Source organism: Kitasatospora sp. NPDC041988 (assembly GCF_055588525.1).
Genome location: NZ_JBVJCO010000001.1, coordinates 533,225 through 556,145 on the forward strand (window position 1 = coordinate 533,225; position 22,921 = coordinate 556,145).

Consider the following 22,921-nt stretch of genomic DNA (forward strand, 5'->3'; position numbering starts at 1 on the left):
CCCGCGCCGAAAACCGCCGCGCCACCTGGAGGAACCCGTGAGCGTGCTTTCCGTCCCCCGCGTCCATTTCCGGGGCAAGGTCTCCTGGAACCCGGCCACCGCGAACAACAACGACCAGTGGTCGATCTACAACTTCCCGGACGCCGAGCTCTATTGGAAATACCTCAATACGGTCGGGATCACCGAGGACAACGTGCGCCAGGAGTTCCCGAAATGGGCGCTGGAGCCGAAATGGTACCCCGACCCCAACGAGAAGGACCCGACGAAGGGGTGGTGGCAGCCGCCGGCGGAGTGGAACTACTTCGGCGGTATGGAGTGGTTCCTGCACAGCGACACCGAGCACACCGCCGTCACCGGCGGGCAGCTGCGGCACGGCGGCCACCTCATCACCGACGACCCCGTGGTCGGCGCGGCCTTCGACGTGGTCGGGGACACCTTCCCCGGCGGTACGTTCAACACCCCCGCCCGCTTCGTCGACAACAACCCGGACTCCTTCTGGTCCAGCGCCTTCTACCTCAAGCGCTTCCAGCTCGGTACGCGTCCGGCCCCGGAGTACTACCTGTCCGGCCCGATCCAGCCGGACACCTACCTGGCCTCACGGCTGTTCAACCTGCAGTACAACATGAACGCGGACGGCAAGCTGCAGATCGCCGGGGTCGGCGGGACCGTGCTCCAGGGCTGCATGCCGACCGGCTCCCTCCAGTTCGATCCGCGTGACTCCCCCCTCCTGAGCGAGCTGAAGAGCAGGCTCGACGAGAAGGGCGTGCTGGGCCTGATGGTCCGCTGCACGGCCTACCTGACGCGCTACTTCACGCTCGACGCCTTCGACTGCGTCAGCGGGATCAGCGACAAGTACCAGCGTTCCTCCGCGCAGTACCGGCTGCTGGCCGAGCTGTGGCAGGAGCAGCTGGCGAAGGGCCGGACCCCGGTGGCCAACCCGGCGGTCTCCTCCGTGGTCGGCACGATCGGTCTCTGGCACGACACCGACCCGGTGACCAACAACCCCGGGGGCCGTTTTCTCGTGCCCGTGGCCAGCGTGCCGGACGGGCAGGGCAAGCCGACCGGGCTCTGGCCGGGGCCGGCGGTCCTGGAGACGCACCCGGACGGCGGGACCAGCGGGAAGAAGTGCCGCATCATCCTCGACCTGGCGACCACCGTGCCGGGGCTGGACTCCACGGGCCGCAAGAAGGACCTGGGCACCCTGGAGCTCGACCTCGTCACCGGCACCGGCTCCCAGCCCCTCGCGAAGATCCCCCTCGACCGGTACGACCGTGCGGCGTTCGAGGCGCGGGCCGGCATCGTCGACCTCGAAGTGCCGGCATCGGTCACCGACCGGATGCTGGCCGAGGGCACCCTGGAGCTGGCCTGCCGGCCGCCGAACGCGGCCCGCATGGTGCTGCTCCGGGAGCGGACGATCACCGTCGAGACCGAGCAGCGCAGCGTCTTCGTGGAGCAGGACGGCACCGCGCAGATCGCGGTGCACGTCAGGGAACGCGGCGCGATCCCGCAGCGGGACGTCGAGATCCGGGCCCATCAGTACGTCCCGGCCCCCGAGCAGCCACTCGCCGACGGTACGTACTGGCAGGAGCCGGAGGCCACCAAGACGAAGAAGAGGTACGTCGAGCTCAAGTCCGAGACCATCCTGGTGCCCAAGGGCACGGGCCAGGCCGTACTCGAGATCGGCACGGTCAACCCGGGGTGCGCGGTCATCGCCTTCTTCCCCAAGGACCTCTTTCCGAAGGAACAGCCCGACACGATCCCGCCGCGGATCGGGCTGTGCCCGATGCCGGAGGGGAAGGCCTGGGGGCCGAGCTACGAGTCGACCCCGTGGACGTTCTACACCTGCGTCCGGGTCCTGCCGTTCGACAACGAGCTGCCGCAGAAGTTCTGGGACGCGTGGAAGGCCTCCGGGTGCGACCCCGAGTTCGCCTGGAAGTACGTCTACAAGAAGGTGCTCTACCTGCACGACGTGCTCTACCCGGTGATGCGCTACATGGGCGGCCTGGACCTGGGCGACAAGGCCTCGGTGGACAAGAACATCGACCAGATCGTCGACCTCTCGGACCCGTCGCTGCGCGACACGACGGTCTACATGCCCGTCTCGCGCGAGCTCTCGGCGGGCAAGCGGGACGTGCTGAGGATCTATCAGGCGATCGTGCACGCCGTGAACAACGGTGACGACCTGAAGAAGCTGGAGAAGCCGGTATGACCGACGCGGACCTGCGCAACGCCGGCCGGCAGGACACCGACGTGGGCAAGATCGCCCAGACGGCGGTGGTGGCCGCCTCCGTTCCCACCGGGCGGACCATCATCGGTGAGCAGGACGCCTTCGTCCGCAACCAGAGCCGGTTCGACCGGCAGGCCCGGGTCTGCCTCCAGGAGACGGTGCTCAAGGTCGACGAGCGCGTCTACCGGGACTACTGCGCCTCCCAGGTGACGGCCTGGGAGGCCGACGAGATCGCGGCGCTCAAGCAGATCATCGCCTGGGTCGCCGGACGGTTCGCCGGCTGGCCGGTCAGGCTGCCCTCGACCGTCCACCTGGTGAAGACCACCGGCCAGGAGGAGGGGCGGGCGGCCTACACCAGGCGCCAGGACACCATCGTGCTGCCGGCGGGCAAACTGGAGAGCCTGCAGATGCCCTCGCCGGACAGCGACCCGCTCTACCCCCGGCGGAGCACCGACCCCCTGCGGGCCCTGCTGCTGCACGAGCTCTTCCACCTGGTGAGCAAGAACAACCCGGTACTGCGCAAGCAGCTCTACCAGCTGGTCGGCTACGTCCAGCTCCCCAACGCGGTACCACTGCCGAAGGTCAAGTGGCCCACCGCCGGCTCGCCCGCGGACCTGCCGGACCTGAAGATCACCAATCCGGACACGCCCGAACTCGACGTCGCCATCACGCTGGACGCACCGGAGCCGGGCGGCGGCACCCGGTCGCGCTCCCTGCTGCCGGTGCTGCTGGCCGACCGGCCCTACCAGGGCGGGAGCTTCTTCGAGTACCTGGGCTGGTACTTCATGGCGGTCGAGGAGAAGGCCGGGACATGGGCGGCGGTGCTGGACTCCTCGGGCCGGCCGCTGACGTACCGGATGGGCAAGGACAGCCCGCTCTGGCCGCAGTACCTGGGCAAGATCGGCCTGAACCTCACCGACGAGCTCTTCCACCCGGACGAGATCGTCGCGCAGGACTTCGTCCTCACCGCGCTGCTGCCCACCGGCACCCAGCTCACCGACATCGACAAGCTGCTGAAGAAGGGCGGGAACTCGGGATGACCGTGCCGACCACCGAGCCCAGGATCGAGAGCATCGAAGTCCTGAGGCAGAAGCTGCAGAAGGCCATCGAGCTAGAGTTCTGCACCATCCCCGCCTACCTCTCCGGCTGGCTGACCATCAAGGACCGCCGCCGGTACCACGTGGTCGCCGACACCCTGCTGGGCATCGCCATCGCGGAGATGCGCCACCTGTCGATCGCCTGCAACACCCTGATCGCCGTGGGCGGCAGCCCCGACATCCGCACGGCCGTGCCCCAGTACCCCGGCAGGCTGCCGGACCAGGACCGGGACAAGCTGGTCAGGCTGGTGCCGTTCGGCCGGGCGTACTGGGAGCTGGGCCTCTTCGTCGAGCAGCCGGACGAGCTGGACAAACAGTGCCAGGAGGGAACGGTCAACGGCGAGATCGACCTGTCGCTGCTCACCACCCTCACCCCGGGCAGCGAGCTGCACACCCTTCTCACCGAGCACATCCTCCCGATCGAGCTCGGGTACCGCACCATCGGCGCCTTCTACAAGGCGGTCATCGACGGCATCCAGCTGCTCGTCAGGCGGGAGGGCGAGGCCTACGTCTTCCCCGACGGCGGCCGCGTCCGCCGCCAGTACACCCACTTCGGCGGCCAGGACAACATCACCGTGGCCGGCAGCGGAGACGCCGTCACCCTGCTGCGCGACATCATCGACGAGGGGGAGGGCGGCGGCGACCAGATGCGGGACGAGAACGGCCAGCTCTCCCACTACTACTGCTTCGACCAGCTGCGGAGGAAGAAGGCGTACCGGCCGGGCGACGTGCGGTGCCGCCCGACCGGGGAGCTCGCCGTCCCGGAGGGCGACGACATCGTGAACACCATCTGGGATCCCATGATGGCGAGCTACAAGGACTTCCCCGAGGCGAGGAAGCACGCGGACGAGTTCAACCGGCTGTACACGAGGATCGTCGACAACCTCCAGATCGGGTTCAACGGCCACCCGCAGCAGGTCGACACCGCGATCGGGCAGATGCACCAGCTGGAGGCGCTCGCCGACCGGGTGCTCGCCTGCGAGCTCTACCGGGAGCGCGGCATCGCCTTCCACGCCGCGCCCACCTTCGAGATCCCGCCCTACCGGAAGGAGGCCGTGAACGTGCCGGAGAGCTTCTGACGTCGCCCGGGGCCGGGCGTGCCGTGCCCCGGGCACGCCCGGCCGGTGGTGCATCGAGTGGAACCGCGAGTGGGACCGAAGGGAGACAACCATGGCTCGATCACCGCGTACGGCAGGACGGCAGGAGCGGACCGGCGTCTGGCTGGTCGGCGCGCGCGGATCGGTGGCGACCACCACGGTGGTCGGCGCGGCCGCCCTGCGGGCCGGGCTGGCGGAGCCGGTGGGCTGCGTCACCGAACAGGAGGGCTTCCCGGACGGGCGGCTCCCGCCGGTGGCGGACCTGGTGTTCGGCGGCCATGACGTCCACACCACGGCGCTGGAGAAGCGGGCCGCGGAGCTGGCCGCCGCCGGGGTGTTCCCGGAGCGGCTGACCGGCGCGGTGGCCGGCGAACTCGCCGCGGCGGAGCGGGAGATCCGCTCCGGATACACCGGCGGAGGCGGCGACGGCGACGGGGACGGCGGTGCGGACGGAGTCGTCCAGGCCGAGGCCGCGCGCCGGCTCGCCGGGGACATCGCGGACTTCCGGGAGCGGCTGCGCCTCACCCGCGTCGTGGTGGTGAACGTCGCCTCCACCGAGCCCCGCCCCGCCCCGCGCCCCGAGTACCGGCGGCTCGAAGACCTGGAGCGCGCCCTGCGCGCAGGCGCCGACGTGCTGCCGCCGAGCTCGCTCTACGCCTACGCCGCGCTCACCGCCGGCTGTCCGTACGTCGACTTCACACCCTCGGCCGGCGCGCGGCTGCCCGCACTCGACCAACTGGCCCGCGACCGCGGACTGCCGTACGCCGGCAGCGACGGGAAGACGGGGGAGACCCTCCTGCAGTCGGCCCTGGCACCGATGTTCGCCGCCCGGGCCCTGCGCGTGCGCTCCTGGTCCGGTACCAACCTGCTGGGCGGCGGAGACGGCGCCACCCTGGCGGATCCGCGGACGGCCGAGAGCAAGACCGCGTCCAAGCGCACCGGGCTGCACCGGATGCTGGGGCCGCAGGTGGAGGGAGCGGTCCACATCGACTGCGTGCCGACGCTCGGCGAGTGGAAAACGGCCTGGGACCACATCGCGTTCGAGGGCTTTCTGGGCGTGCCGATGAACCTCCAGTTCACCTGGCACGGCTGCGATTCCGCGCTGGCGGCACCGCTCGTCCTGGACCTCGCCAGGCTCACGGCCGCCGCCCACGCGGCGGGCGTGAGCGGGCCGCTCGCGGAGCTCGGCTTCTTCTTCAAGGACCCGGTGGGCGACGCCTCGGGGCCTCCGGTCGAGTACGGGCTGGAGTCGCAGTACCAGCGGCTGAGGACGTTCGCCGCAGGACTGGGGCGGAGGCCGGTCCGGTGACGGGAACGAGCGGACGGACGCCCGCCGAAGCACCGGCGGTCGACGCACGGGTGGAGAGGGTTCCTGCGGAGGACGTCCGGGTGGCGGACGCGGCGCCCGGGGGAGCGTCGGCCCCCGGCGCGGTCCCGGATACGGTCCCGGGTGCGGTGGCCGGGCACGGCGCGGTGGGCCGTGGCCGCCGGCCGGACCGGCGGACCGTCGCCGAACTCGTCCGGGCGCCGGCCGCTCTCTCCGTGCCCGGGGACACACTGGTGGGTGCCGCGGCCGGCCGAGCGCCGTTCAGCACCGCCACACCGCTGCTGGCGGCGTCCTCGGTCTGCCTCTACTGGGCGGGCATCGCCCTCAACGACTGCATGGACCGCGAGATCGACGCACGGGAGCGCCCGGCGCGGCCGATCCCCTCCGGCCGCGTGACGCCGGGCTTCGCCCTCGCCCTGGCCGGCGGCCTGAGCGCGGCCGGACTGGCCCTGGCCGGCGCGGCCGGCGGACGGCGGACACTCGCCGTCGCCGTTCCGCTCGCCGCCACCATCTGGGCCTACGACCTGGGGCTCAAGCACCACCCGGTGGCGGGGCCGGCGGCCATGGCGCTGGCCCGTGGACTGGACGTCCTGATGGGCACCGGGCCCGGAGCACGGCGACCGGCGGTGCTGCCGGCCGCCGTCGTCGGCGCACACGTGCTGGTCGTCAGCGCACTGGGACGCCGGGAGACCGAGGGCGCCGGCCCCGGGCTGCTCGCACTCAGCCTCACCGCCACCGCGGGGGTGACCGCCCTGGCGGCCGGGGGTCGCGCGACCGGCGGTCCGGCGGCGCCCGGGCGGTCGTCCGCAGCCGCGACGGCGGCCGCACTCACCGTCTACGCCGTCGGCTTCGGCGGCGCGCAGGCCGAGGCCCGGCACGGGGATCCCGGACGCCTGCAAGGCGCCGTCGCAGCGGGCATCGCAAGCCTGCTGCCGCTCCAGGCCGCCTGCGCCGCACGGGCCGGCGCACTCCCGCTCGCCGTGTCGCTGCTGGCCGTCGCGCCGGTGGCGCGGCGACTGTTCCGGAAGGTCTCACCCACGTGACGGTCGATCAGTCCAATCCCCCGGAGCGGACAGTGGCCCGGCCGGGACCGGGCCTGCAGTTCGGGTACGGCACCAACGGCTTCGCCGGGCACCGGCTCACCGACGCCCTGGAGCTGCTCGCGGACCTCGGTTACCAGGGCGTCGCCCTGACCCTGGACCACTGCCACCTCGACCCGTTCGCGCCGGATCTTGCGCGCCGCACCGCCGAGGTCGCGCGGCGGCTCGACGCGCTCGGCCTGAGCGTCGTGATCGAGACCGGCGCCCGTTACCTGCTCGATCCGCGGCGCAAGCACGCCCCGACCCTGCTGGACGAGGACCGCGGCCCGCGGCTCGACCACCTGGCGCGCGCCATGCGGATCGCCGCCGAGCTCGGCGCGCAGGCCGTCTCGCTCTGGAGCGGCGTCCTGCCGGCCGGGCTGCCGGCCGCCGCCGGCTGGGACCGTCTGCTGAGCGGGTGCTCCTGGGCGGTCGAGGAGGCCGAACGGCAGGGCGTGGTCCTCGGCTTCGAGCCGGAACCCGGAATGCTGGTCGACACCCTGGACGCCTACGACCTGCTCCGGCGCGACCTCGGGGAGCCGCCACGGCTGGGACTGACCCTGGACATCGGCCACTGCCGGGCGGTGGAACCGCAGCCGGTGCCGGACTGTGTACGCCGGGCCGGGCCGTGGCTGGTCAACGTCCAGATCGAGGACATGTGCCGCGGGGTGCACGAGCACCTCGAATTCGGAGCGGGCGAGATCGACTTCCCGCCCGTGCTGGCAGCGCTGGCCGTGACCGGCTACCAGGGGCTGGTCGGGGTGGAGCTGCCCCGGCACAGCCACGCCGCCCCGGAGATCGCGCAGCGCTCCCTGGCCTTCCTGCAAGCGGCCGAGGCACGGGCGGCAGGCACGTGGCCGGCCGATGCCCCGGCGGACGTCCCGGCCGGGGGCCGCCCGTCCGGGCCGCGCCCCGCCGCCGCCCACACCATGACGGCCGAGGCGGCGCGGTGACGCAACCCGTGACGCGGTTCGGCAACGCCGCTCCGGTCACGCTCGACGCCCTCCGCGAAGCCCTGCACGAGCGGCTCACCCATGACGGTGCACGAGTCCTCACCGAGGCGCTCGGAGAGGCTGCCGCCGACCCGGCCGGCGCGCTGCCCCGGCACCTGGCCCAGGCCGCCCGGCGGTTCGGGCGGGCACAGCTGGACGCCCCGCCCGACGCGCGGCCATCCACCGGGCCGCCGTCCGCCGCAGCCGGCCCGGCGCCCGAGGGACTCGGCTGGACTATCGACGACGCCGTCCGCACGCTCCTGCTGGCCGCCGCGGCCGGCCCGCGCCCCGACCCGCAGCGGCTCACCGTCCTCTACCACGGTGGGGACGCCGCCGAACGGCGCGGCGTGCTTCGCGCGCTCGGCGTGCTCAACCCCGGGGCACCCGGCCCGGCTATGTACGACGACGGCCCCGTCGGCGCCGGCCACGGCGAGGCGCCCGGCGGCGCGGGCACCGGCCCCGGCGGGCAACCCGGGGACCTGCTCGGGCTCGTGCACGACGCCCTGCGGACCAACGACACCAGACTGGTGGCCGCCGCCCTCGGCCCGTACGGCGCCCGGTACCTGGACCAGCACACCTACCGGCAGGCGGTCCTCAAGTGCCTGCACTGCGCGATCCCGCTGCGTGCGGTCGCCGGGCTGCGCCACCGGGCGGACCGCGAGCTCGCCAGGATGGCGCTCACCTACGCCGAGGAGCTGGCGAGCGCCGGCCGTCCCGTTCCCCCCGACCTGTGGCTGCTGGCCGACAGCGGAGACCCGCCCCGGCCGCCCACGGGCGCCGCCGCCCCCACGACCGCCCCCACCCGCCCCTCCGCACACCTTTCCGGGATCTGATGCGCATCTTCGACCCGCACATCCACCTGTCGTCCCGCACCACCGACGACTACGAGGCCATGCACGCCGCCGGCATCCGCGCGGCCGTGGAGCCCGCGTTCTGGATCGGCCAGCCGCGGACCGCCGTGAGCAGCTTCGCCGACTACTTCGACTCCCTCATCGGCTGGGAGCCGTTCCGCGCCGCCCAGTTCGGCATCCGCCACCACTGCGCACTGGCACTCAACCCGAAGGAGGCGAACGACCCACGCTGCGCCGGCGTGCTCGACCTGCTGCCGCGCTACCTGGACAAGGACGCGGTGGTGGCGGTCGGCGAGATCGGCTACGACTCGATGACGCCACGGGAGGACCACGCGTTCGCCGCGCAGGTCGAACTCGCGATCGGCCACGGCCTTCCGGTCCTGGTCCACACCCCGCACCGGGACAAGGCCGCCGGCACACGCCGGACCCTCGACCTGCTGCGCGAGAGCACGATCGCGCCGGAGCTCGTGCTGATCGACCATCTCACCGAACTGACCGTCGACCAGGTCGTCGACTCCGGGCACTGGATGGGCTTCTCCATCTACCCGCACACCAAGATGGACCCCCGGCGCATGGTCGAGGTCCTCACCCGCCACGGCGTCGACCGGATGCTGGTGAACTCGGCCGCGGACTGGGGCCGCAGCGACCCGCTGGCCACCCGGCGGACCGCCGAGGCGATGCTGGCGGCCGGGTTCTCCCCCGACCAGGTCGACCAGGTGTGCTGGCGCAATCCGCTCGCCTTCTACGGCCAGAGCGGGCGCCTCGACCCGGCCGAGGACACCCGCACGCCACCGGCCGGCGCCCCGCTGCCGGGCCAGGCCGACGCCCCGCCCGCGTCCTACCTGGGAAACACCGTCGTTCGCGGGGCCTGAGGGCCCGTCGCACCCGCCAGCACGCCCCCGCACCAAGGGCCCCTGTGCGTACCACCGAGGCCCCTGTCCGTACGAGGAGACCATGCGCCTGCGCCACCCGGACGGCAGCACCGTCCACCTCGCCTACTGCACCAACGTCCACCCCGCCGAGGACCTCGCCGGAGTCGTCGGACAGCTCGCCGCCTACGCCGAACCGGTCCGTGAACTGCTCGACGCACCACGGCTCGGGCTGGGGCTCTGGCTGGCCCACGACGCCGCCCGGGCACTCGCCGAGGATCCGCCGGCCCTCGACCGGCTGCGCCACGAACTGACCACCCGCGGGCTGGAGGTCGTCACGCTCAACGGCTTCCCCTACCGCGGCTTCCACGAGCCGGTCGTCAAACGCGCCGTCTACCTGCCCGACTGGTCCCGCCCCGAGCGCCTCGACCACACCCTCACCCTCGCCAGGGTGCTCGCCGCCCTCCTGCCCGACGACGCCGTGCGCGGCAGCATCTCGACCCTGCCGCTGGGGTGGCGTACCACCTGGACGCCCGACCACGAAGCGGCCGCCCGGCGCGGACTCGACCTGCTCGCCGAAGGGCTGGCCAAGATCGAGGCGGAGAGCGGCCGGAAGGTCCGGGTCGGCCTGGAACCGGAACCCGGCTGCACGATCGGCACCGTCGAGGAGGCCTGCGCCCGCCTGGACGGAATCGACACCGACCACCTCGGCGTCTGCCTGGACACCTGCCATCTCGCCGTCGACTTCGAACAGCCCGCCGCGGCACTGTCCTCCCTGGCCCGGGCCGGCCTGCCCGTCGTCAAGGCCCAGCTCGCCTGCGCACTTCAGGCCGACGACCCCTCCGACCCGGCCGTCCGGCAGGCGCTTGCCTCCTTCGCCGAGCCGCGCTTCCTGCACCAGACCCGCGCCGGCACCCGGCCGCACCCGCGCTGCTGGGACGACCTCGACCAGGCCCTGCTCACGCCCCCGCACGAGGACGCAGCCCCCTGGCGGGTCCACTTCCACGTCCCGCTGCACGCCGATCCGCAGCCGCCGCTGACCTCCACCCGGCCCGTCCTCACGGAGGCCCTGCACGCCCTGCTGTCGGGTGCGAGCCCGGCCACCGACCACCTGGAGGTCGAGACGTACACCTGGCCCGTGCTCCCCGCGACCGACCGCCCCGCCGACCGCCGCGCCCTCGCCGCCGGCATCGCGGCCGAACTCGGCTGGGCTCGCGAGCAGTTGGCGGCCGCCGGCCTGCGGGCCGCCGAATGACCGCCCGCCCGACCCCGCTCCTGGTGCTCAACGTCGCCGCCCTCACGCCCCGGCTGCTGCGCCACATGCCGCGTCTCGCGGCCTCCGCCGCCCATGGCGCCCGCCTGGATCCGGTCTTCCCCGCCGTCACCTGCAGCGTGCAGGCCAGCCTGCTGACCGGCCTGCCGCCCGCCGGCCACGGGATCGTCGGCAACGGCTGGTACGACCGCGAGCTCGGCGAGGTGCTGATGTGGCGTCAGCACAACCGGCTCGTCGCCGGCGAGAAGGTCTGGCAGACCGCCCGCCGGCGCTTTCCCGGCTACCGGGTCGCCAACATCTGCTGGTGGTACGCGATGGGCGCCGGCACCGACCTCACCGTCACCCCGCGCCCGGTGTACCACGCGGACGGGCGCAAGTCCCCCGACTGCTACACCACCCCGCCTGCCCTGCGGGACGACCTCACCGCGGCCCTCGGCCCGTTCCCGCTCTTCGACTACTGGGGCCCCCGCGCCTCGATCGCCTCCACGCACTGGATCGTGCGCGCCACCGAGCACGTCGTCCGCACCGGCCGGCCCGACCTGACCCTCGCCTACGTCCCGCACCTCGACTACGACCTGCAACGCTTCGGACCGGACGCCCCACAGGCCGCCGCCGCCGCGGCCGAGCTGGACGCCGCCCTCGAACCGCTCCTGCGCCTCGCCCGGGAGACCGGAGCCACCCTCGTCGCACTCTCCGAGTACGGCATCACACCGGTCCACCGGCCCGTGCACATCAACCGGGTGCTGCGCGAGGCCGGGCTGCTCGCCGTCCACCGCCAGGCCGGAATGGAGTACCTCGACCCGTGGACCTCGGGCGCCTTCGCGGTCGCCGACCACCAGGTCGCGCACGTCTACCTCGCCGACCGGGCGGACGAACCCCGGGTACGGGAGCTGCTGACCGGCGTGCCGGGGATCGACGAGGTGCTGGCCGGCACCGACCACGCGGCCCGCGGAATCGCCCACCCGCGGGCCGGCGAGCTGATCGCCGTCGCCGCCGCCGACGCGTGGTTCACCTACTACTACTGGCTGCGCGACGACCACGCCCCCGACTTCGCCCGGTGCGTCGACATCCACCGCAAGCCCGGCTACGACCCGGCCGAGCTCTTCCTCGACCCCGCCGACCGGGCCGTGCGGCTACGCGCCGCCGCCGCCCTGGCCCGCCGCCGGCTCGGCCTGCGGTCCACCCTCTCCGTCGTCCCGCTGGACGCCGGCTGGGTCCGGGGCAGCCACGGCCGGCTGCCCGGCGAGGCTCCGGACGACGCCCCCGTCCTGCTCTGCTCCGACACCACCCGGCTCGCCGCCCCGCGCCCGCGCTACGCCGCCACCGACCTGCCGGAGCTCCTGCTGACCCTGGCCGGCCTCGACGGCATCCCGCCGGTACCGGGGCGGACCCTGACGACGGCGGGATGACCGGAGGCCCGCCCCGGCCCCGGCCGCCGGCTCACGTCCGCGACGGCGTCATCGTGGGCCGCGGATCCGGCGGAACCGGCGCAGGGCGGCCTCGGCGGCGTTGGCGCCGCACATGCCGTGGACCCCGGGGCCGGGCGGGGTCGCGGCGGAGCAGAGGTAGTGGCCGGGGACGCCGGTGTCGTAGGGGCGGAGGGTGATGCGGGGGCCGAACAGCAGCTGGGGGACGTTCTTGGCCCCGGTCATGATGTCCCCGCCGACGTAGTTCGGGTTCTGGGCGGCGAAGTCGGAGGTGGTGCGGACGGAGCGGCCGATGATGCGGTCCCGGAACCCGGGGGCGAATCGCTCGATCTGGGCCGTGACGGCCTCGGTGGCGTCGCCGGTGTAGCCGTGCGGTACGTGCGCGTAGCTCCACACGGGGTGGACGTCGCCCACGGAGCGTTGCGGGTCGGCCAGGTACTGCTGGCCGACGAGGACGAACGGTCGCTGCGGCATGCGCCCGGCAGCGATCTCCCGTTCGGTGGCGGCGACCTCGTCGAAGGTGCCGCCGAGGTGGACCATGCCGGCCCGCCGCGCCGGTTCGGCGGTCCACGGGACGCCGCCGGCCACGGCGAAGTCGACCTTGAAGGCGCCCGGTCCGTGCCGGAACCGGCGGTAGGCGCGGGCGACCCGGGGCGGCAGCCGATCGCCGAGGATCTCGGCGACGGCGCTGGGCACGAGGTCGAACATCGTGATGTCCGCGGGCGGGAGCTCGGCGGCCGAGCGGATCCGCCGGCCCGTCTCGATTGTGCCGCCCAGGTCGGTGAGTAGCTCGGCCAGCGCCCGGCTGATCGAGCGCGACCCGCCGGCGGCCACGGCCCAGCCGTACCGGTGGCCGGCGGTGAGGATGCCGAGACCGACGCTGGAACTGAGCGGCCGGTCCAACGGCTGGTAGGCGTGGGCCGCCACACCGCCGAACAGCGCCCGTGCCTGGTCTCCGGTGAACGCGCGCGCCAGGACCGTGGCCGGCAGCATGGCCGGGGCTCCGAAGCGGGCCAGCAGCAGCGGGTGGCGGGGGACGCGCAGCAGCGGGCGCATGATGTCCTCGGCGAGTTCGTCGTACGTCGCGGCGGGGGCCGCGAACAGCCGGCGCCAGCGCGCACCGTCCGTGCCGAGCCCTGCCGCGGTCTCCCCGACGGAGCGGTGCAGGACACCGGCGGTGCCGTCGTCGAGAGGGTGGACGCAGTCGATCTCGGGGAGGCGCCACCGGAGCCCGTAGCGGTGCAGGCCGAGGCCGCGCAGGAAGGCCGAGCCGACGGTGATCAGGTGGACGGCGGAGCAGTGGTCGTGCAGGAGCCCCGGGAGGATCGCCTCACCGCTTCGGGCACCGCCGCCGATCTCGTCGGCGGCCTCCAGGACGGTGACGCGGACACCGGCCTGGGCGAGCCGGACGGCGGCGGCCAGCCCGTTCGGGCCGGCCCCGACGACGACGGCGCTACCCTCGCCGGCACGAGCGGCGCGTGGCGGCCGGCCACGCCCATCACCTGGTCCAGGAGTGCTGTCCACGGCACCAGTCTCCCGTGCGGGACGGGTCGAAGGCCGTGCACCACGGCGAGGACGGCCGATGGCGTGGGACGGCGGGGCGGGCTACGGGATTTCGGAAGCCGTTCCGTGCCCTGCCCTGTGACCGGCGGCGTCAGCCCAACTCGCCCGCCCAGTCCGAGAGGAGGGCGAAGTCGTCGGCGGTGAGCCCGGTCCGACGATCAACCCGGTGCAGCAGGGCCGGACCGTCGTGGTGGGCCCGCGCCCAGGCCCGGTCCCACCGGCCGCATCGGCCCCCCGAGATCGTCCCCGCACGCTACCGGGCCACGCCCTGCGGACCCAACCCGAATACAGAGCCCGGAGCACCTGCCCCGACCGTCCCCGACCCGTCAGAGGTGCCCCTGGCCGACAGACAACTCGTGGTAGCGCCCTATCGTCTCGAAACCGAGCGCGGTGTACAGCGCGACGGCTGCGGAGTTGCTCGCTTTGACGTTCAGGGCGAGGTGGTCGACCGTCTCGAGGAGGCGGCCGCACAGGGTTGAGACAACGGCCTTGCCGAGGCCCCGGCCGCGGGCGCGCGGGTGCGTCGTGACATTGCCCAGGACGGCAATCAGATAGGCGGGCGACCAGACGTGAACGCCGGCGGCCGCGACGAGTTCGCCCTTGTCCCGGACACCGACGTACTGGCCGGTGTCGAGCATGCGAGGGTCGAACCAGTTGCCCGGGTAGGCCACGGCGTAGAGCTCCGTCAGGTCGGGCAGGTCGGCGCGGGTGAGTGGCTCGGTCCGCGGGTCCTGGCCGGATGCCCGGACCCGGTCGGTCAGGGCCATTCTCAGGTGCAGTCCGTGCGGCTCGACGTCAGGCCGGACGCCGAGCACGTCCTCGGCGCCCTCGGTGACCAGCGCATGGAAGCGCCGGGGGAGCAGGGTGCGCAGGCCGTCGAGCAACTCCCGTAGTTCGCCCACGGCTTCGGGCCGTTCGAAGGCGAGCAGGGTGGGGTGCCCGTTGCCGTGGTAGACCAGCGCGAGGCTGTCGTTGTGGCGGTACCACGCCGTCCAGGGCCAGAAGAAGTCGTCGAGATCGCCCAACTCGTAGGCGTGCAGCGCGGGATCCCGTTGCAGCAGGGAGGCGAGTTCGGACCGGTCGTGAACGGAGGCAGGGAGCATCCGACCGATCGTAGCCCGGACCGCATCGTGTCCGGGCAGGCGGCCGGGGATGCCCCCTGCCGGTGCCCGGGCGGAGGGTCAGAACAGCGGCAGCCGTCGGGCGAAGACGTCGGCCGCTCGGTTGGAGTCCCCCTCCACCAGTGTGCCGTCCTCGGCGCCGAACAGCACCGTGGTGCCGAGTGCGGCGACCACCGGCCCGCTTGAGGCGCCCGTGTTCTGGGTGCCGTCGGACGCCACGCTGATCCGCTCGGTGCGGCCGCTCCAGAGGTCGTGGCGGAACACGTCGTCGGCCTGGTTGGTGTCGTCGGACACCAGGTTCCCGGCGCTGGAGGTGAAGTAGAGCCAGCGGTTGCCCAGGGCCAGGCGGGGGTCGTAGAAGGAGGCGTCCGACGTGGTGCCCGGCAGGCCTGCGGCCACGTGTCGCACGCTGCCGAGCCGCAGGTCGCGGACGAAGAGCTCGAAGTGCCGGCCGCCGACGCCGCCGTCCGGGCCCTGGTCGGCGACCGGTAGCGAGTAGACGACGTGGTGGCCGTCCGGGCCGAGCGAGCCGTCGGCGACGCCGACCAGCTCGCCGTTCTCGTCGGTACTGGCGCCGCTTGTCCGCCCGGTCGCCAAGTCGCGGACGTAGAACGGGTAGAGGCGCGGCTTGAGGAGCTCGGCGGGCCGGCCGTCGCCCGCCCGCGAGCGGCTGCCCGTCCGGGCCGGCACCCCGGGGCGGTGCTCCGGGCCCTCGTCCGCGGCGTCCGTGGCCGGCGCGCCCGCGGCTGGGCCGGCTGCGGGCCCCTTGGCCGTAGCGCCCGCGGCGGGCGGCAGCAGGTTGGTGGCCTTGGAGATGAAGCCGACGCTGCTGCCGTCGGCGCTGATCTCCGGGTCGGCGGACGGCCGGTTGGCCGGCGAGCCGTCCGGGCCGACGGTGGCCAGCCGGGTGGTGCCGGTCCACCGGTCGAGGACGTAGACGTTGGCCAGCGCCGGGCTGTCGGCGGGGAGGAGGTCCGTCCGGCTGGACGCGAAGGCGACGTACCGGCCGTCCCGGCTCACCGAGGGGAGGTAGGAGTCCCGGCCCGGCTGCTCGCGCTTCGGGTCCCCGACGGTGAGCCGCTCGGTGCGCCCGGTCCAGCGGTCGCGCAGGTAGATGTCCTCCGCGCCGTTGGTGTCTCCGGGGACGAGCGCGGCGGTGGAGGTGAAGACGACGTATCGGCCGTCGCCGCTGATCACGCCGTCGTACGAGCCCCCGTCCGCCTGCGCGCCGCTTCCGGTGAGGCTGATGCGTTCGGTCCGCCCGGTCCAGAGGTCTCGGGTGAAGACGTCGAGCACGCCGTTGGTGTCACCCGGGACGAGGTTGGTGGCGGCCGAGCTGAAGACGGCGTACCGGCCCTCGGCGCTCACGCCGCTCGCCCACGAGGAGGCGTTCGGCTGGTCCCCGGCCGGCCCGGAGCTGACCCGGGTGGTGGCCGTGCCCGGCGACGCGGCCTGTGCGGGTGCGGCCGTGCCCGCCAGCGCGGCGGCGATCAGCACGGCTGCCGCGCCGGCCGCCGGACGGCGCCTCGTGGCCGGTCGGCCGGCGGTGGTGCGTGGTGTCCTGCTCATCGTGGTCGGCTCCCTTGCTCGCGCCCTTGCCGCGTTGCCACGGCCCGCCCCCGGCGGCCGGCTCAGGGCGAGCCAATCGTCCGCGCCGGGTTCGGTCAATGCACCGGGCACCGTCTTGACGACATTGCGCCAACTCCCGGTCCTGCCCCGGGGACCGCCCCGGCGAGGCCCGGGCCGTGACGGCGGCCCGCGCGCAGTGCCGTGGTCAGGGCCTCGGTAGTCTTGCGGGCACCGGGGCGGCCGGGTGGCCCGGTGGCCCGGTGGCCGGGTGTGTGGGGGAGCGGTGGTCGTGCGAGGACGACGGACGGGGAGACGGTCCGAACAGCCTTCGACGGACGAGGAGTTGTCGCTGTACGAGCTGGCCTGGCTGGCGGGCGGCGGCTGGCGGGTCGCCGAGACGGCGCTGCTGCGGATGATCCTCACCAACCGGCTGGAGATGGACCGGAACGGGATGCTGCGGGTCATCCGGCCGCGGCCCAGGGACGAGGTGGAGGCCGTTCTGCTGGCGGCGATCGGCCCGTCCGGTACCTCCTGGATCGGCGCGCCACGGGCCGCGTTCGGTTCCAGCGCACCGGCCGACGGGCTGGAGGCGGGGCTGCGGCGCCGGGGCCTGCTGGTGGGCGGTCTCCGTTCGTCGCAAGCCCGGCGTCCGCGGCAGGTGCCGGCCGGGTGGGTCGTCCCCGTCCTGGTCGCCGTCGTCCTGACTGCTGTCGCGGCCCTCGCCGCCCGGGCGGCCGTGGTCGTGCTCGGCGTGGACCAGGGCGCGGCGGTGGTACTGGGCGGGATCGCCGCACTGGTGGTGGCCGCGCCGCCGGCCCGCCGCCTCCGGAGGCGGCAGGAGCGCGAGGCGAACGAGGCGCAGGAGGCGAACGAGGAGTACCAGCGCCCGGCCGACCGCGCCCGCCCGCTGCTCGCCGCGCTGGAGGCCGGGACGGCGGTCCCGCCGGGATGGCGGTTGGCGGAGGACGTGCTCGCCCCGGTGGGCCGGACCTCGTGGAGTGCGGTCGCCGTGGTCGGTGTCGAGGCGCTGGGAAGGGACCGGCTCACCGTCGCAGTCCGCGGGCGCCCGGCGCTGCCCGGCCGCCGCCGGCCGCGGCCCATCCGGGCCGAGGACGCCGACGCCGACGGGAGCAGGCGCCAGGGCCCCGCCGTGACGTGAGCCGACCTGACGGGACCTGACCCGACCGGCCCCCGCCCCCGCCCCGGGGCGTGCGGGCCGGTCCCGCGGAATCCCTGCGCCGGGGGCCGGCCTGCTGCGAGAGTGGTCGTCGTGCACGAACCGGACACCGAAACCACCGAGCCGACCGTCCCTCAACTGGTCGAACAGCGCTGGGGGAACGCCCTCCCGGCCGAGGGCCTGCTGCTGCGCTTCACGGAACCTGGCTGGAGCTACCAGGAGCAGGTGCCCCGCCCGTGCCCCGACTGCGGCGAGCCGTTGCACTCGCTGCGCCGCCCGTACGAGGCGGGCGGGCGCCAGCACCGGTACGTGGCCGTGGTCTGTCCGGCCTGCCCGCGCGCCTTCGCCCTCGCCGAGCTGGGTGTGAAGACCTACGACAAGCTGCTGCGCCCGGCCGCCCCGGCGTCCGCGCCGGTGCCCGGCCAGCGGACCGTGACCGTGCGCACCGCCGCCCGGATCATGGCGGGCCTGGAGCCCTGCGCCCTCCCGGAGGAGACGGGACCGGGCGTGACCGTCACGCCGATCACGGAATGGCGTCCGCCCGGCGCCCCGGCCCAGCCGAAGGCCGCCGCCCCCGACTGGCCCGAGGACCTGCCCCGGCCCACCCGGCCGGAGACCAGGGCGCTGTGGTGGGGCAAGGTCACCGACCCCGCCCGGCCGCTGCCCGTGGCCGCCCTGGGTGCCGCCGACGACGCCCGGGTCATCCTCCCGGCCGGCGAGGACTTCGACGCCCTGGGCCGTGAGCTGACCGCCCTCGGCGTGCGGGTGCGCCGTGCCGAACACTGGGCCGAGGCCGAGCACGTGGCCACCGTCTCGGACCTCGGCGGGCGCACCGACCTGGTGGCCTGGCCGGCCGGCAGCGTCACCCCGGCCGCCGGCCCCGCCGCCCACGCGGCCCGGGACGCCTTCGCCGCCCAGTGGGACGCCCTGGACGACCTGCCCGCCGACGACGCGGACGCGTTCGTCCCGGTCCACGCGCTGGTGCCCGAGGCGTGGGCCGGGCTGCTGCCGCACCCCACCTTCAACCCGGTCCAGGCCGCTGCCGTCCCGGCCCTGCTGGACGGCGACGAGCACGTCATGGTGGTCGCCCCCACCGGGGCCGGCAAGACCGCGATCGGCGTGGTCGCCGCGCTCACCGCCTGCGAACGCGGCCGCAAGGCCGCCTGGTTGGTCCCGCAGCGCTCGCTGACCGACGAGCTCGACCGCGATCTCGACGCCTGGCGCCGGGCCGGCCGCCGCGTCGTCCGGCTGACCGGTGAGGCGGCCGTGGACACCGATCTGATCCGCGAGGCCGACCTCTGGGTGGCCACCACCGAGAAGTTCGAGGCGATCTGCCGCACCAGCTCACTGCGCGCCGCGCTCGCCGAGGTCGGCTGCCTGGTCGTCGACGAGATCCACCTGCTCGGCGACCCCACCCGCGGCCCGGTCCTGGAGGCTCTGCTCGCCCGGGTGCGGGAGGACGCCTCCCGGGTGCGGATCGTCGGCCTGTCCGCCACCGTGGCCAACGCCGAGGAGACCGCCGCCTGGCTGAACGCCCGTCTGATCCGTTCGCCCTGGCGGCCCACCCGGCTGACCTGGCAGCTCCCCGCGCTGCCCCCGGACGCGGACGCCCCCGACTGGGCCACCCGCAACCGGACCCGTACCCGGGAGGCCGTCCGGCTGGCCCGCCGGCACAGCGCCGACGGCGGGAGCGTGCTGGTGTTCTGCGGCAGCAAGCGCTCGGTGCGCACCACCGCGCTCGCCCTGGCCCACGACCGCGGCGTCGACACGGCAGGTGCCGACGCGGACGACGTCGACCTGGTGGAGCGCCTGTGCAGCAAGGCCGGAGTGCAACTGCACTACCGCGACTGGCCTTTCAAGCGCGAGGCCGAACACGCCTTCCGGACCCGCCGGGCCGACGTCCTGGTGGCCACCTCCACCGTCGCCGCGGGCGTCAACCTGCCCGCCCGGGCCGTGATCGTCCGGGACACCCAGATCGGCCTGGACCGGATCGAGGTGTCCATGGTCCAGCAGATGTTCGGCCGGGCCGGCCGGATCGGTGCCGGCGAACGCGAGGGCTTCGCCCATCTGCTCACCGCCCCCGGCGAGCGCCACCACTGGCAGGCCCGGCTGGCCGCCGGGTACACCGTCACCTCCCGCATCCGCGACCGGCTCTCCGACCACCTGCTCGCCGAGGCCGTGCAGGGCCGGATCGCCACCCTCGCCCAGGCCGAACAGTGGTGGACCCGCACCTTCGCCTTCCACCAGGGCCAGCACCCCTTCGACCCGCTGTACGACGCCACCGAGTTCCTCGCCGCCACCGGCTACCTCAGCCGCACCGGGCCGGCCGACGGCGACGCCGGGCTGGCGGCCACCGAACTCGGCAAGCTCACGAGCCGTTTCATGGTCGAGGCCGAACTCGCCGCCGGCCTCGCCGAGGCCGCCCACGCGCTGCCCGTCCCCGACGACCCGGACACCGCCGAGGACGCCCTCATCGCCGTTCTGGCCACCCGTCTGCCCGCCCTCGAACAGGCCCCCTTCACCGAGCGGGCCAAGCAGGCGCTGTTCCACGTGCTGCGCACCGCGGGCCGCCCCGACGCCCCCGAGCAGCCGGGCGACGCGCCGGGCGAGGAGGCGGAGGAGGACGCCAAGCCCGTGGCCGGCGACCTCGCCCGCGCCGTCCTGCTGCTGGTCGCCCACAGCCCCCAGGCGTTCCGCGGCCGCAGCGCCTACGTCCTGGGCATCCCCACCGACTCGATGACCCCCGTGCTGGAGGAGGCGCAGCGCTACCTCGCCTGGCTCGGCGCCCAGGGCCATCTCGGCACCGTCCACCCGTGGATCGCCACCGTCGCCGCCGACCTCGCCCAGCGCATCCGCTGGCGCACCCTCGGGCCCCGCCGCGGCGCCGGCCGGCTGCTCTGGATGTGCGAGCAGATGGCCACCCCCGCCCACACCACCGCCCTCGTCCCGGCCATGTGGAAGGCGGCCCGGGCCCGCGGCCTGGACGCCCCGGACTGGTCCGGCACCACGCCGCCCGGCAGCTGCCGGCTGTCCGCCGGGGAGTACCAGGGTCTGCTGGCCGCCCGTGCGACCGGCACCACGATCACCCTGCACGCGGGCCACGCGGAGGTGCACGCCCCGCGCGGTGCGACCGTCCTCACCTGGAGCGGCGCCGCGACCGCCCGCCACACCGGCACCGGCACGCCCGTCGAGCTCCCGTACCCCGTTCCCGCTCCGGAGGACCCGGCCGCCGGTCGCACCGGCGCCGCCGTCTTCACCCGCGGCGACCACACCGCGGGCGGCTGGGCCGCCGCCTACCGCAACGTCGGCTGACGGGAGGCCGGTTGACGGGGGGCGGAACCCGGGCGACAGCGGCCGAGCGCCCTGCCCGGACGGCCGCCCGGCCCGGTCCGCCCGGCCCGCCCGCCGGGTGCGGAAGGGCCTGCCCCGGCGGTGGTGGTCCGGCACCTGGGCGCGGGCCGCCCGGGCCGGTGGAATCGGACGGTCTGCCGTCGGCGCCCGTTCAGAGCACGGCACTCTCGTCGGCGGCGAACGGCGCTCCGTGGCCCGGCACGATCAGAGCGGCGGAATCCAGCACCCGCAGGCGCGAGGTGCGCAGCTGGTCGCGGTCCGGGGCGACCGGGTCGTCCGCCGGGCCGTCGGGCCGCCACCACAGGTCGCCGACGAAGGCCACGACGCCCTCGGCGGTGCCGGCGAGCAGGGTGATGTCCTCGGGGCTGTGGCCGGGGGTGCGGATCAGCCGCAGCGCGGGGGAGAGTTCGTACCCCTCGGCGTCACGGGTGGTCCACTGGTCGGCCCGGTAGACCGCCTTGTGATCGTGCACGCGCGCGTTGCCGAACAGGCCCACGTTCATGGTGTTGTCGGGGTGGTGGTGGCTGAGTACGACGTCGGTGATGTCGTCGGCGCCCAGGCCGAGTTCGGCGAGCGGCCCGAGGATGCGGTCCCGGCTCGCCACCATCCCGGGGTCGACGATCACGTGCAGGTCGCCGTCGGAGACGTAGGAGACGGTGGCGGCCACGCCCGGGCCGGTGGAGAGCGTGTACCCGGTGGTCAGCACGGTGTACGTGGCGGTGCGGGCGGGCGGGGCGTCGGTGGGGTGCGCGGTGGGTGTCGCGGCTGCGGTGTTCGTCATGACAGGGAGTCTTCCGTGTCGTCCTCGCGACCACGAGTGGCACGGATGCCAGTGATCGCGGGAATCGTGCCAAGCGTGGCAGACTGCCGGGATGCCGCCCTTCACCAGGATCGCCGCGTACGCCCCCGCCGGGGTCGGCCTGCTCGGCGCCGCCCTCGTCTCCGAGGTCTTCGCCGAACGGTCCGGCGGTCTGCCCCGCTTCGACTTCGCGCTCTGCACGGACCGGCCGGGGAACGTGCCGACCGACGTCGGGACGCCGCTGGCCGTCGAGCACGGGCTGGACCGCCTGGCCACCGCCGACCTGGTCATCGCCCTGGCGGGGGCCGACTTCCGGACCCCGCCCGCCCCCGCCGTGCTGGACGGGCTGACCCGGGCCCACGAACGCGGCGCCCTGGTGGCCTCGCACTGCGTCGGCGCCTTCGCCCTCGCCGCCGCCGGGTTCCTCGACCGCCGCCGGGCCACCACCCACTGGCGGTTCGCCGGCCTGCTCGCCGAGCGCCATCCACTGGTCGCCGTCGACCCCGGGGCCCTGTACGTCGACGAGGGGCAGGTCGTGACCGGGGCGGGCGCCGCCGCCGGCTTCGACCTGTGTCTGCACCTGATCCGGCGCGAGCACGGCGCTGCCGCGGCCAACGCGATCGCCCGTGACCTCGTCCTGCCCTCGCACCGTGACGGCGGCCAGGCCCAGTACCTCGCCACTCCCGCACCCGAGGACGCCCAGGACGATCGGCTGGCCGGCGTCCTCGCGTGGGCCCGCGACCACCTCCACGAACCCCTGCCGGTCGCGGAGCTGGCCCGCCGCGCGCTGATGAGCAAACGCTCGTTCGCCCGCCGCTTCACCGCCGCCACCGGCACCACCCCGCACGCGTGGCTCCTCAACCTCCGCCTCACCCGCGCCGAGGAGCTCCTGGAGACCACCGCCCTGCCCGTCGAGGAGATCGCCCGCCGGGTCGGCTACGCGAGCGCCGCCGTCCTGCGCGAGCAGTTCGTGCGTCGCCGCGGCGTACCGCCCCGCTCCTACCGGCGTTCCTTCAGCCACGCCCCCTGACCACCGGTGCCCGGGCCCGCCACGCTCCGGAGACGCCGTCCGCCGTGCCCCGGACGGGCAGCAGGTGGCGGT

General features: G+C 74.5%; 17 protein-coding genes. 13 read left to right on the forward strand and 4 right to left on the reverse strand.

Features of this window, described 5'->3' with window-relative positions; translation table 11 throughout:
* The first annotated feature begins 37 nt into the window (after window positions 1-37).
* The 10 genes from ACZ6NC_RS02250 to ACZ6NC_RS02295 all read left to right on the forward strand — a co-directional run bounded on the left by ACZ6NC_RS02250 (window position 38) and on the right by ACZ6NC_RS02295 (window position 12,221).
* A complete protein-coding gene (locus ACZ6NC_RS02250; RefSeq protein ID WP_465728030.1) occupies window positions 38-2,209 on the forward strand; it encodes a hypothetical protein in 2,172 nt (723 codons plus the stop codon).
* Entirely contained in the window at window positions 2,206-3,267 is a 1,062-nt protein-coding gene (locus ACZ6NC_RS02255) for a hypothetical protein (RefSeq protein WP_465728032.1), read from the forward strand. Before ACZ6NC_RS02250 ends, ACZ6NC_RS02255 begins: the two co-directional genes overlap by 4 nt.
* Complete coding sequence (locus tag ACZ6NC_RS02260) at window positions 3,264-4,403, forward strand: ferritin-like domain-containing protein (RefSeq protein ID WP_465728034.1); 1,140 nt, start codon at window positions 3,264-3,266, stop codon at window positions 4,401-4,403. Before ACZ6NC_RS02255 ends, ACZ6NC_RS02260 begins: the two co-directional genes overlap by 4 nt.
* A 91-nt stretch (window positions 4,404-4,494) precedes the next feature.
* Window positions 4,495-5,730: an inositol-3-phosphate synthase gene (locus tag ACZ6NC_RS02265; RefSeq protein WP_465728035.1), complete on the forward strand. Its 1,236-nt coding sequence runs from the start codon at window positions 4,495-4,497 to the stop codon at window positions 5,728-5,730.
* A 146-nt stretch (window positions 5,731-5,876) separates the two neighbouring features.
* Window positions 5,877-6,791, forward strand: a complete 915-nt coding sequence (locus ACZ6NC_RS02270) for an SCO3242 family prenyltransferase (protein WP_465728037.1) — start codon at window positions 5,877-5,879, stop codon at window positions 6,789-6,791.
* Window positions 6,788-7,780, forward strand: coding sequence for a sugar phosphate isomerase/epimerase family protein (locus tag ACZ6NC_RS02275; RefSeq protein ID WP_465728039.1), 993 nt, complete (start codon window positions 6,788-6,790; stop codon window positions 7,778-7,780). Before ACZ6NC_RS02270 ends, ACZ6NC_RS02275 begins: the two co-directional genes overlap by 4 nt.
* Window positions 7,777-8,652 carry an EboA domain-containing protein gene (locus ACZ6NC_RS02280; RefSeq protein ID WP_465728041.1) on the forward strand — a complete coding sequence of 292 codons (876 nt, stop codon included), beginning with the start codon at window positions 7,777-7,779 and terminating at the stop codon, window positions 8,650-8,652. The genes ACZ6NC_RS02275 and ACZ6NC_RS02280 overlap by 4 nt, the downstream gene beginning before the upstream one ends.
* A complete protein-coding gene (locus tag ACZ6NC_RS02285; RefSeq protein ID WP_465728043.1) occupies window positions 8,652-9,542 on the forward strand; it encodes a TatD family hydrolase in 891 nt (296 codons plus the stop codon). Before ACZ6NC_RS02280 ends, ACZ6NC_RS02285 begins: the two co-directional genes overlap by 1 nt.
* Before the next feature lie 82 nt (window positions 9,543-9,624).
* Entirely contained in the window at window positions 9,625-10,794 is a 1,170-nt protein-coding gene (eboE, locus tag ACZ6NC_RS02290) for a metabolite traffic protein EboE (protein WP_465728045.1), read from the forward strand.
* Window positions 10,791-12,221 (forward strand): nucleotide pyrophosphatase/phosphodiesterase family protein, encoded by a 1,431-nt coding sequence (locus ACZ6NC_RS02295; RefSeq protein ID WP_465728047.1) that lies wholly within the window; start codon window positions 10,791-10,793, stop codon window positions 12,219-12,221. Before eboE ends, ACZ6NC_RS02295 begins: the two co-directional genes overlap by 4 nt.
* Window positions 12,222-12,269: 48 nt before the next feature.
* Here ACZ6NC_RS02295 and ACZ6NC_RS02300 read toward each other — a convergent pair whose 3' ends face one another.
* The 3 genes from ACZ6NC_RS02300 to ACZ6NC_RS02310 form a co-directional block, all read right to left on the reverse strand.
* The gene (locus ACZ6NC_RS02300; RefSeq protein WP_465728049.1) at window positions 12,270-13,763 is read right to left on the reverse strand and encodes a phytoene desaturase family protein; all 1,494 of its coding nucleotides are present in this window, start codon (window positions 13,761-13,763) and stop codon (window positions 12,270-12,272) included.
* Between the two features lie 365 nt (window positions 13,764-14,128).
* A complete protein-coding gene (locus ACZ6NC_RS02305) occupies window positions 14,129-14,905 on the reverse strand; it encodes a GNAT family N-acetyltransferase (RefSeq protein WP_465728051.1) in 777 nt (258 codons plus the stop codon).
* 78 nt (window positions 14,906-14,983) lie between these two features.
* Window positions 14,984-16,492 (reverse strand): TolB family protein, encoded by a 1,509-nt coding sequence (locus ACZ6NC_RS02310; RefSeq protein WP_465728053.1) that lies wholly within the window; start codon window positions 16,490-16,492, stop codon window positions 14,984-14,986.
* 283 nt (window positions 16,493-16,775) lie between these two features.
* Here ACZ6NC_RS02310 and ACZ6NC_RS02315 point away from each other — a divergent pair, with 283 nt between their 5' ends.
* Both ACZ6NC_RS02315 and ACZ6NC_RS02320 read left to right on the forward strand, forming a co-directional pair.
* A complete protein-coding gene (locus tag ACZ6NC_RS02315; protein WP_465728055.1) occupies window positions 16,776-17,651 on the forward strand; it encodes a TIGR04222 domain-containing membrane protein in 876 nt (291 codons plus the stop codon).
* A gap of 111 nt (window positions 17,652-17,762) precedes the next feature.
* Window positions 17,763-20,981, forward strand: coding sequence for a DEAD/DEAH box helicase (locus ACZ6NC_RS02320; protein ID WP_465728057.1), 3,219 nt, complete (start codon window positions 17,763-17,765; stop codon window positions 20,979-20,981).
* Between the two features lie 190 nt (window positions 20,982-21,171).
* Here the strand turns inward: ACZ6NC_RS02320 and ACZ6NC_RS02325 are convergent, their stop codons facing one another.
* A complete protein-coding gene (locus ACZ6NC_RS02325; RefSeq protein WP_465728059.1) occupies window positions 21,172-21,801 on the reverse strand; it encodes an MBL fold metallo-hydrolase in 630 nt (209 codons plus the stop codon).
* Between the two features lie 91 nt (window positions 21,802-21,892).
* Here ACZ6NC_RS02325 and ACZ6NC_RS02330 point away from each other — a divergent pair, with 91 nt between their 5' ends.
* Window positions 21,893-22,849, forward strand: a complete 957-nt coding sequence (locus ACZ6NC_RS02330) for a GlxA family transcriptional regulator (protein WP_465728061.1) — start codon at window positions 21,893-21,895, stop codon at window positions 22,847-22,849.
* Window positions 22,850-22,921: the final 72 nt, after the last annotated feature.

Coding starts and splice junctions, on each gene's coding strand:
- ACZ6NC_RS02255 (WP_465728032.1), top strand. CDS start 2,206: ATGACCGACGCGGACCTGCGCAACGCCGGCCGGCAGGACACCGACGTG.
- ACZ6NC_RS02260 (WP_465728034.1), top strand. CDS start 3,264: ATGACCGTGCCGACCACCGAGCCCAGGATCGAGAGCATCGAAGTCCTG.
- ACZ6NC_RS02265 (WP_465728035.1), top strand. CDS start 4,495: ATGGCTCGATCACCGCGTACGGCAGGACGGCAGGAGCGGACCGGCGTC.
- ACZ6NC_RS02285 (WP_465728043.1), top strand. CDS start 8,652: ATGCGCATCTTCGACCCGCACATCCACCTGTCGTCCCGCACCACCGAC.
- eboE (WP_465728045.1), top strand. CDS start 9,625: ATGCGCCTGCGCCACCCGGACGGCAGCACCGTCCACCTCGCCTACTGC.
- ACZ6NC_RS02295 (WP_465728047.1), top strand. CDS start 10,791: ATGACCGCCCGCCCGACCCCGCTCCTGGTGCTCAACGTCGCCGCCCTC.
- ACZ6NC_RS02305 (WP_465728051.1), bottom strand. CDS start 14,905: ATGCTCCCTGCCTCCGTTCACGACCGGTCCGAACTCGCCTCCCTGCTG.
- ACZ6NC_RS02310 (WP_465728053.1), bottom strand. CDS start 16,492: ATGAGCAGGACACCACGCACCACCGCCGGCCGACCGGCCACGAGGCGC.
- ACZ6NC_RS02325 (WP_465728059.1), bottom strand. CDS start 21,801: ATGACGAACACCGCAGCCGCGACACCCACCGCGCACCCCACCGACGCC.
- ACZ6NC_RS02330 (WP_465728061.1), top strand. CDS start 21,893: ATGCCGCCCTTCACCAGGATCGCCGCGTACGCCCCCGCCGGGGTCGGC.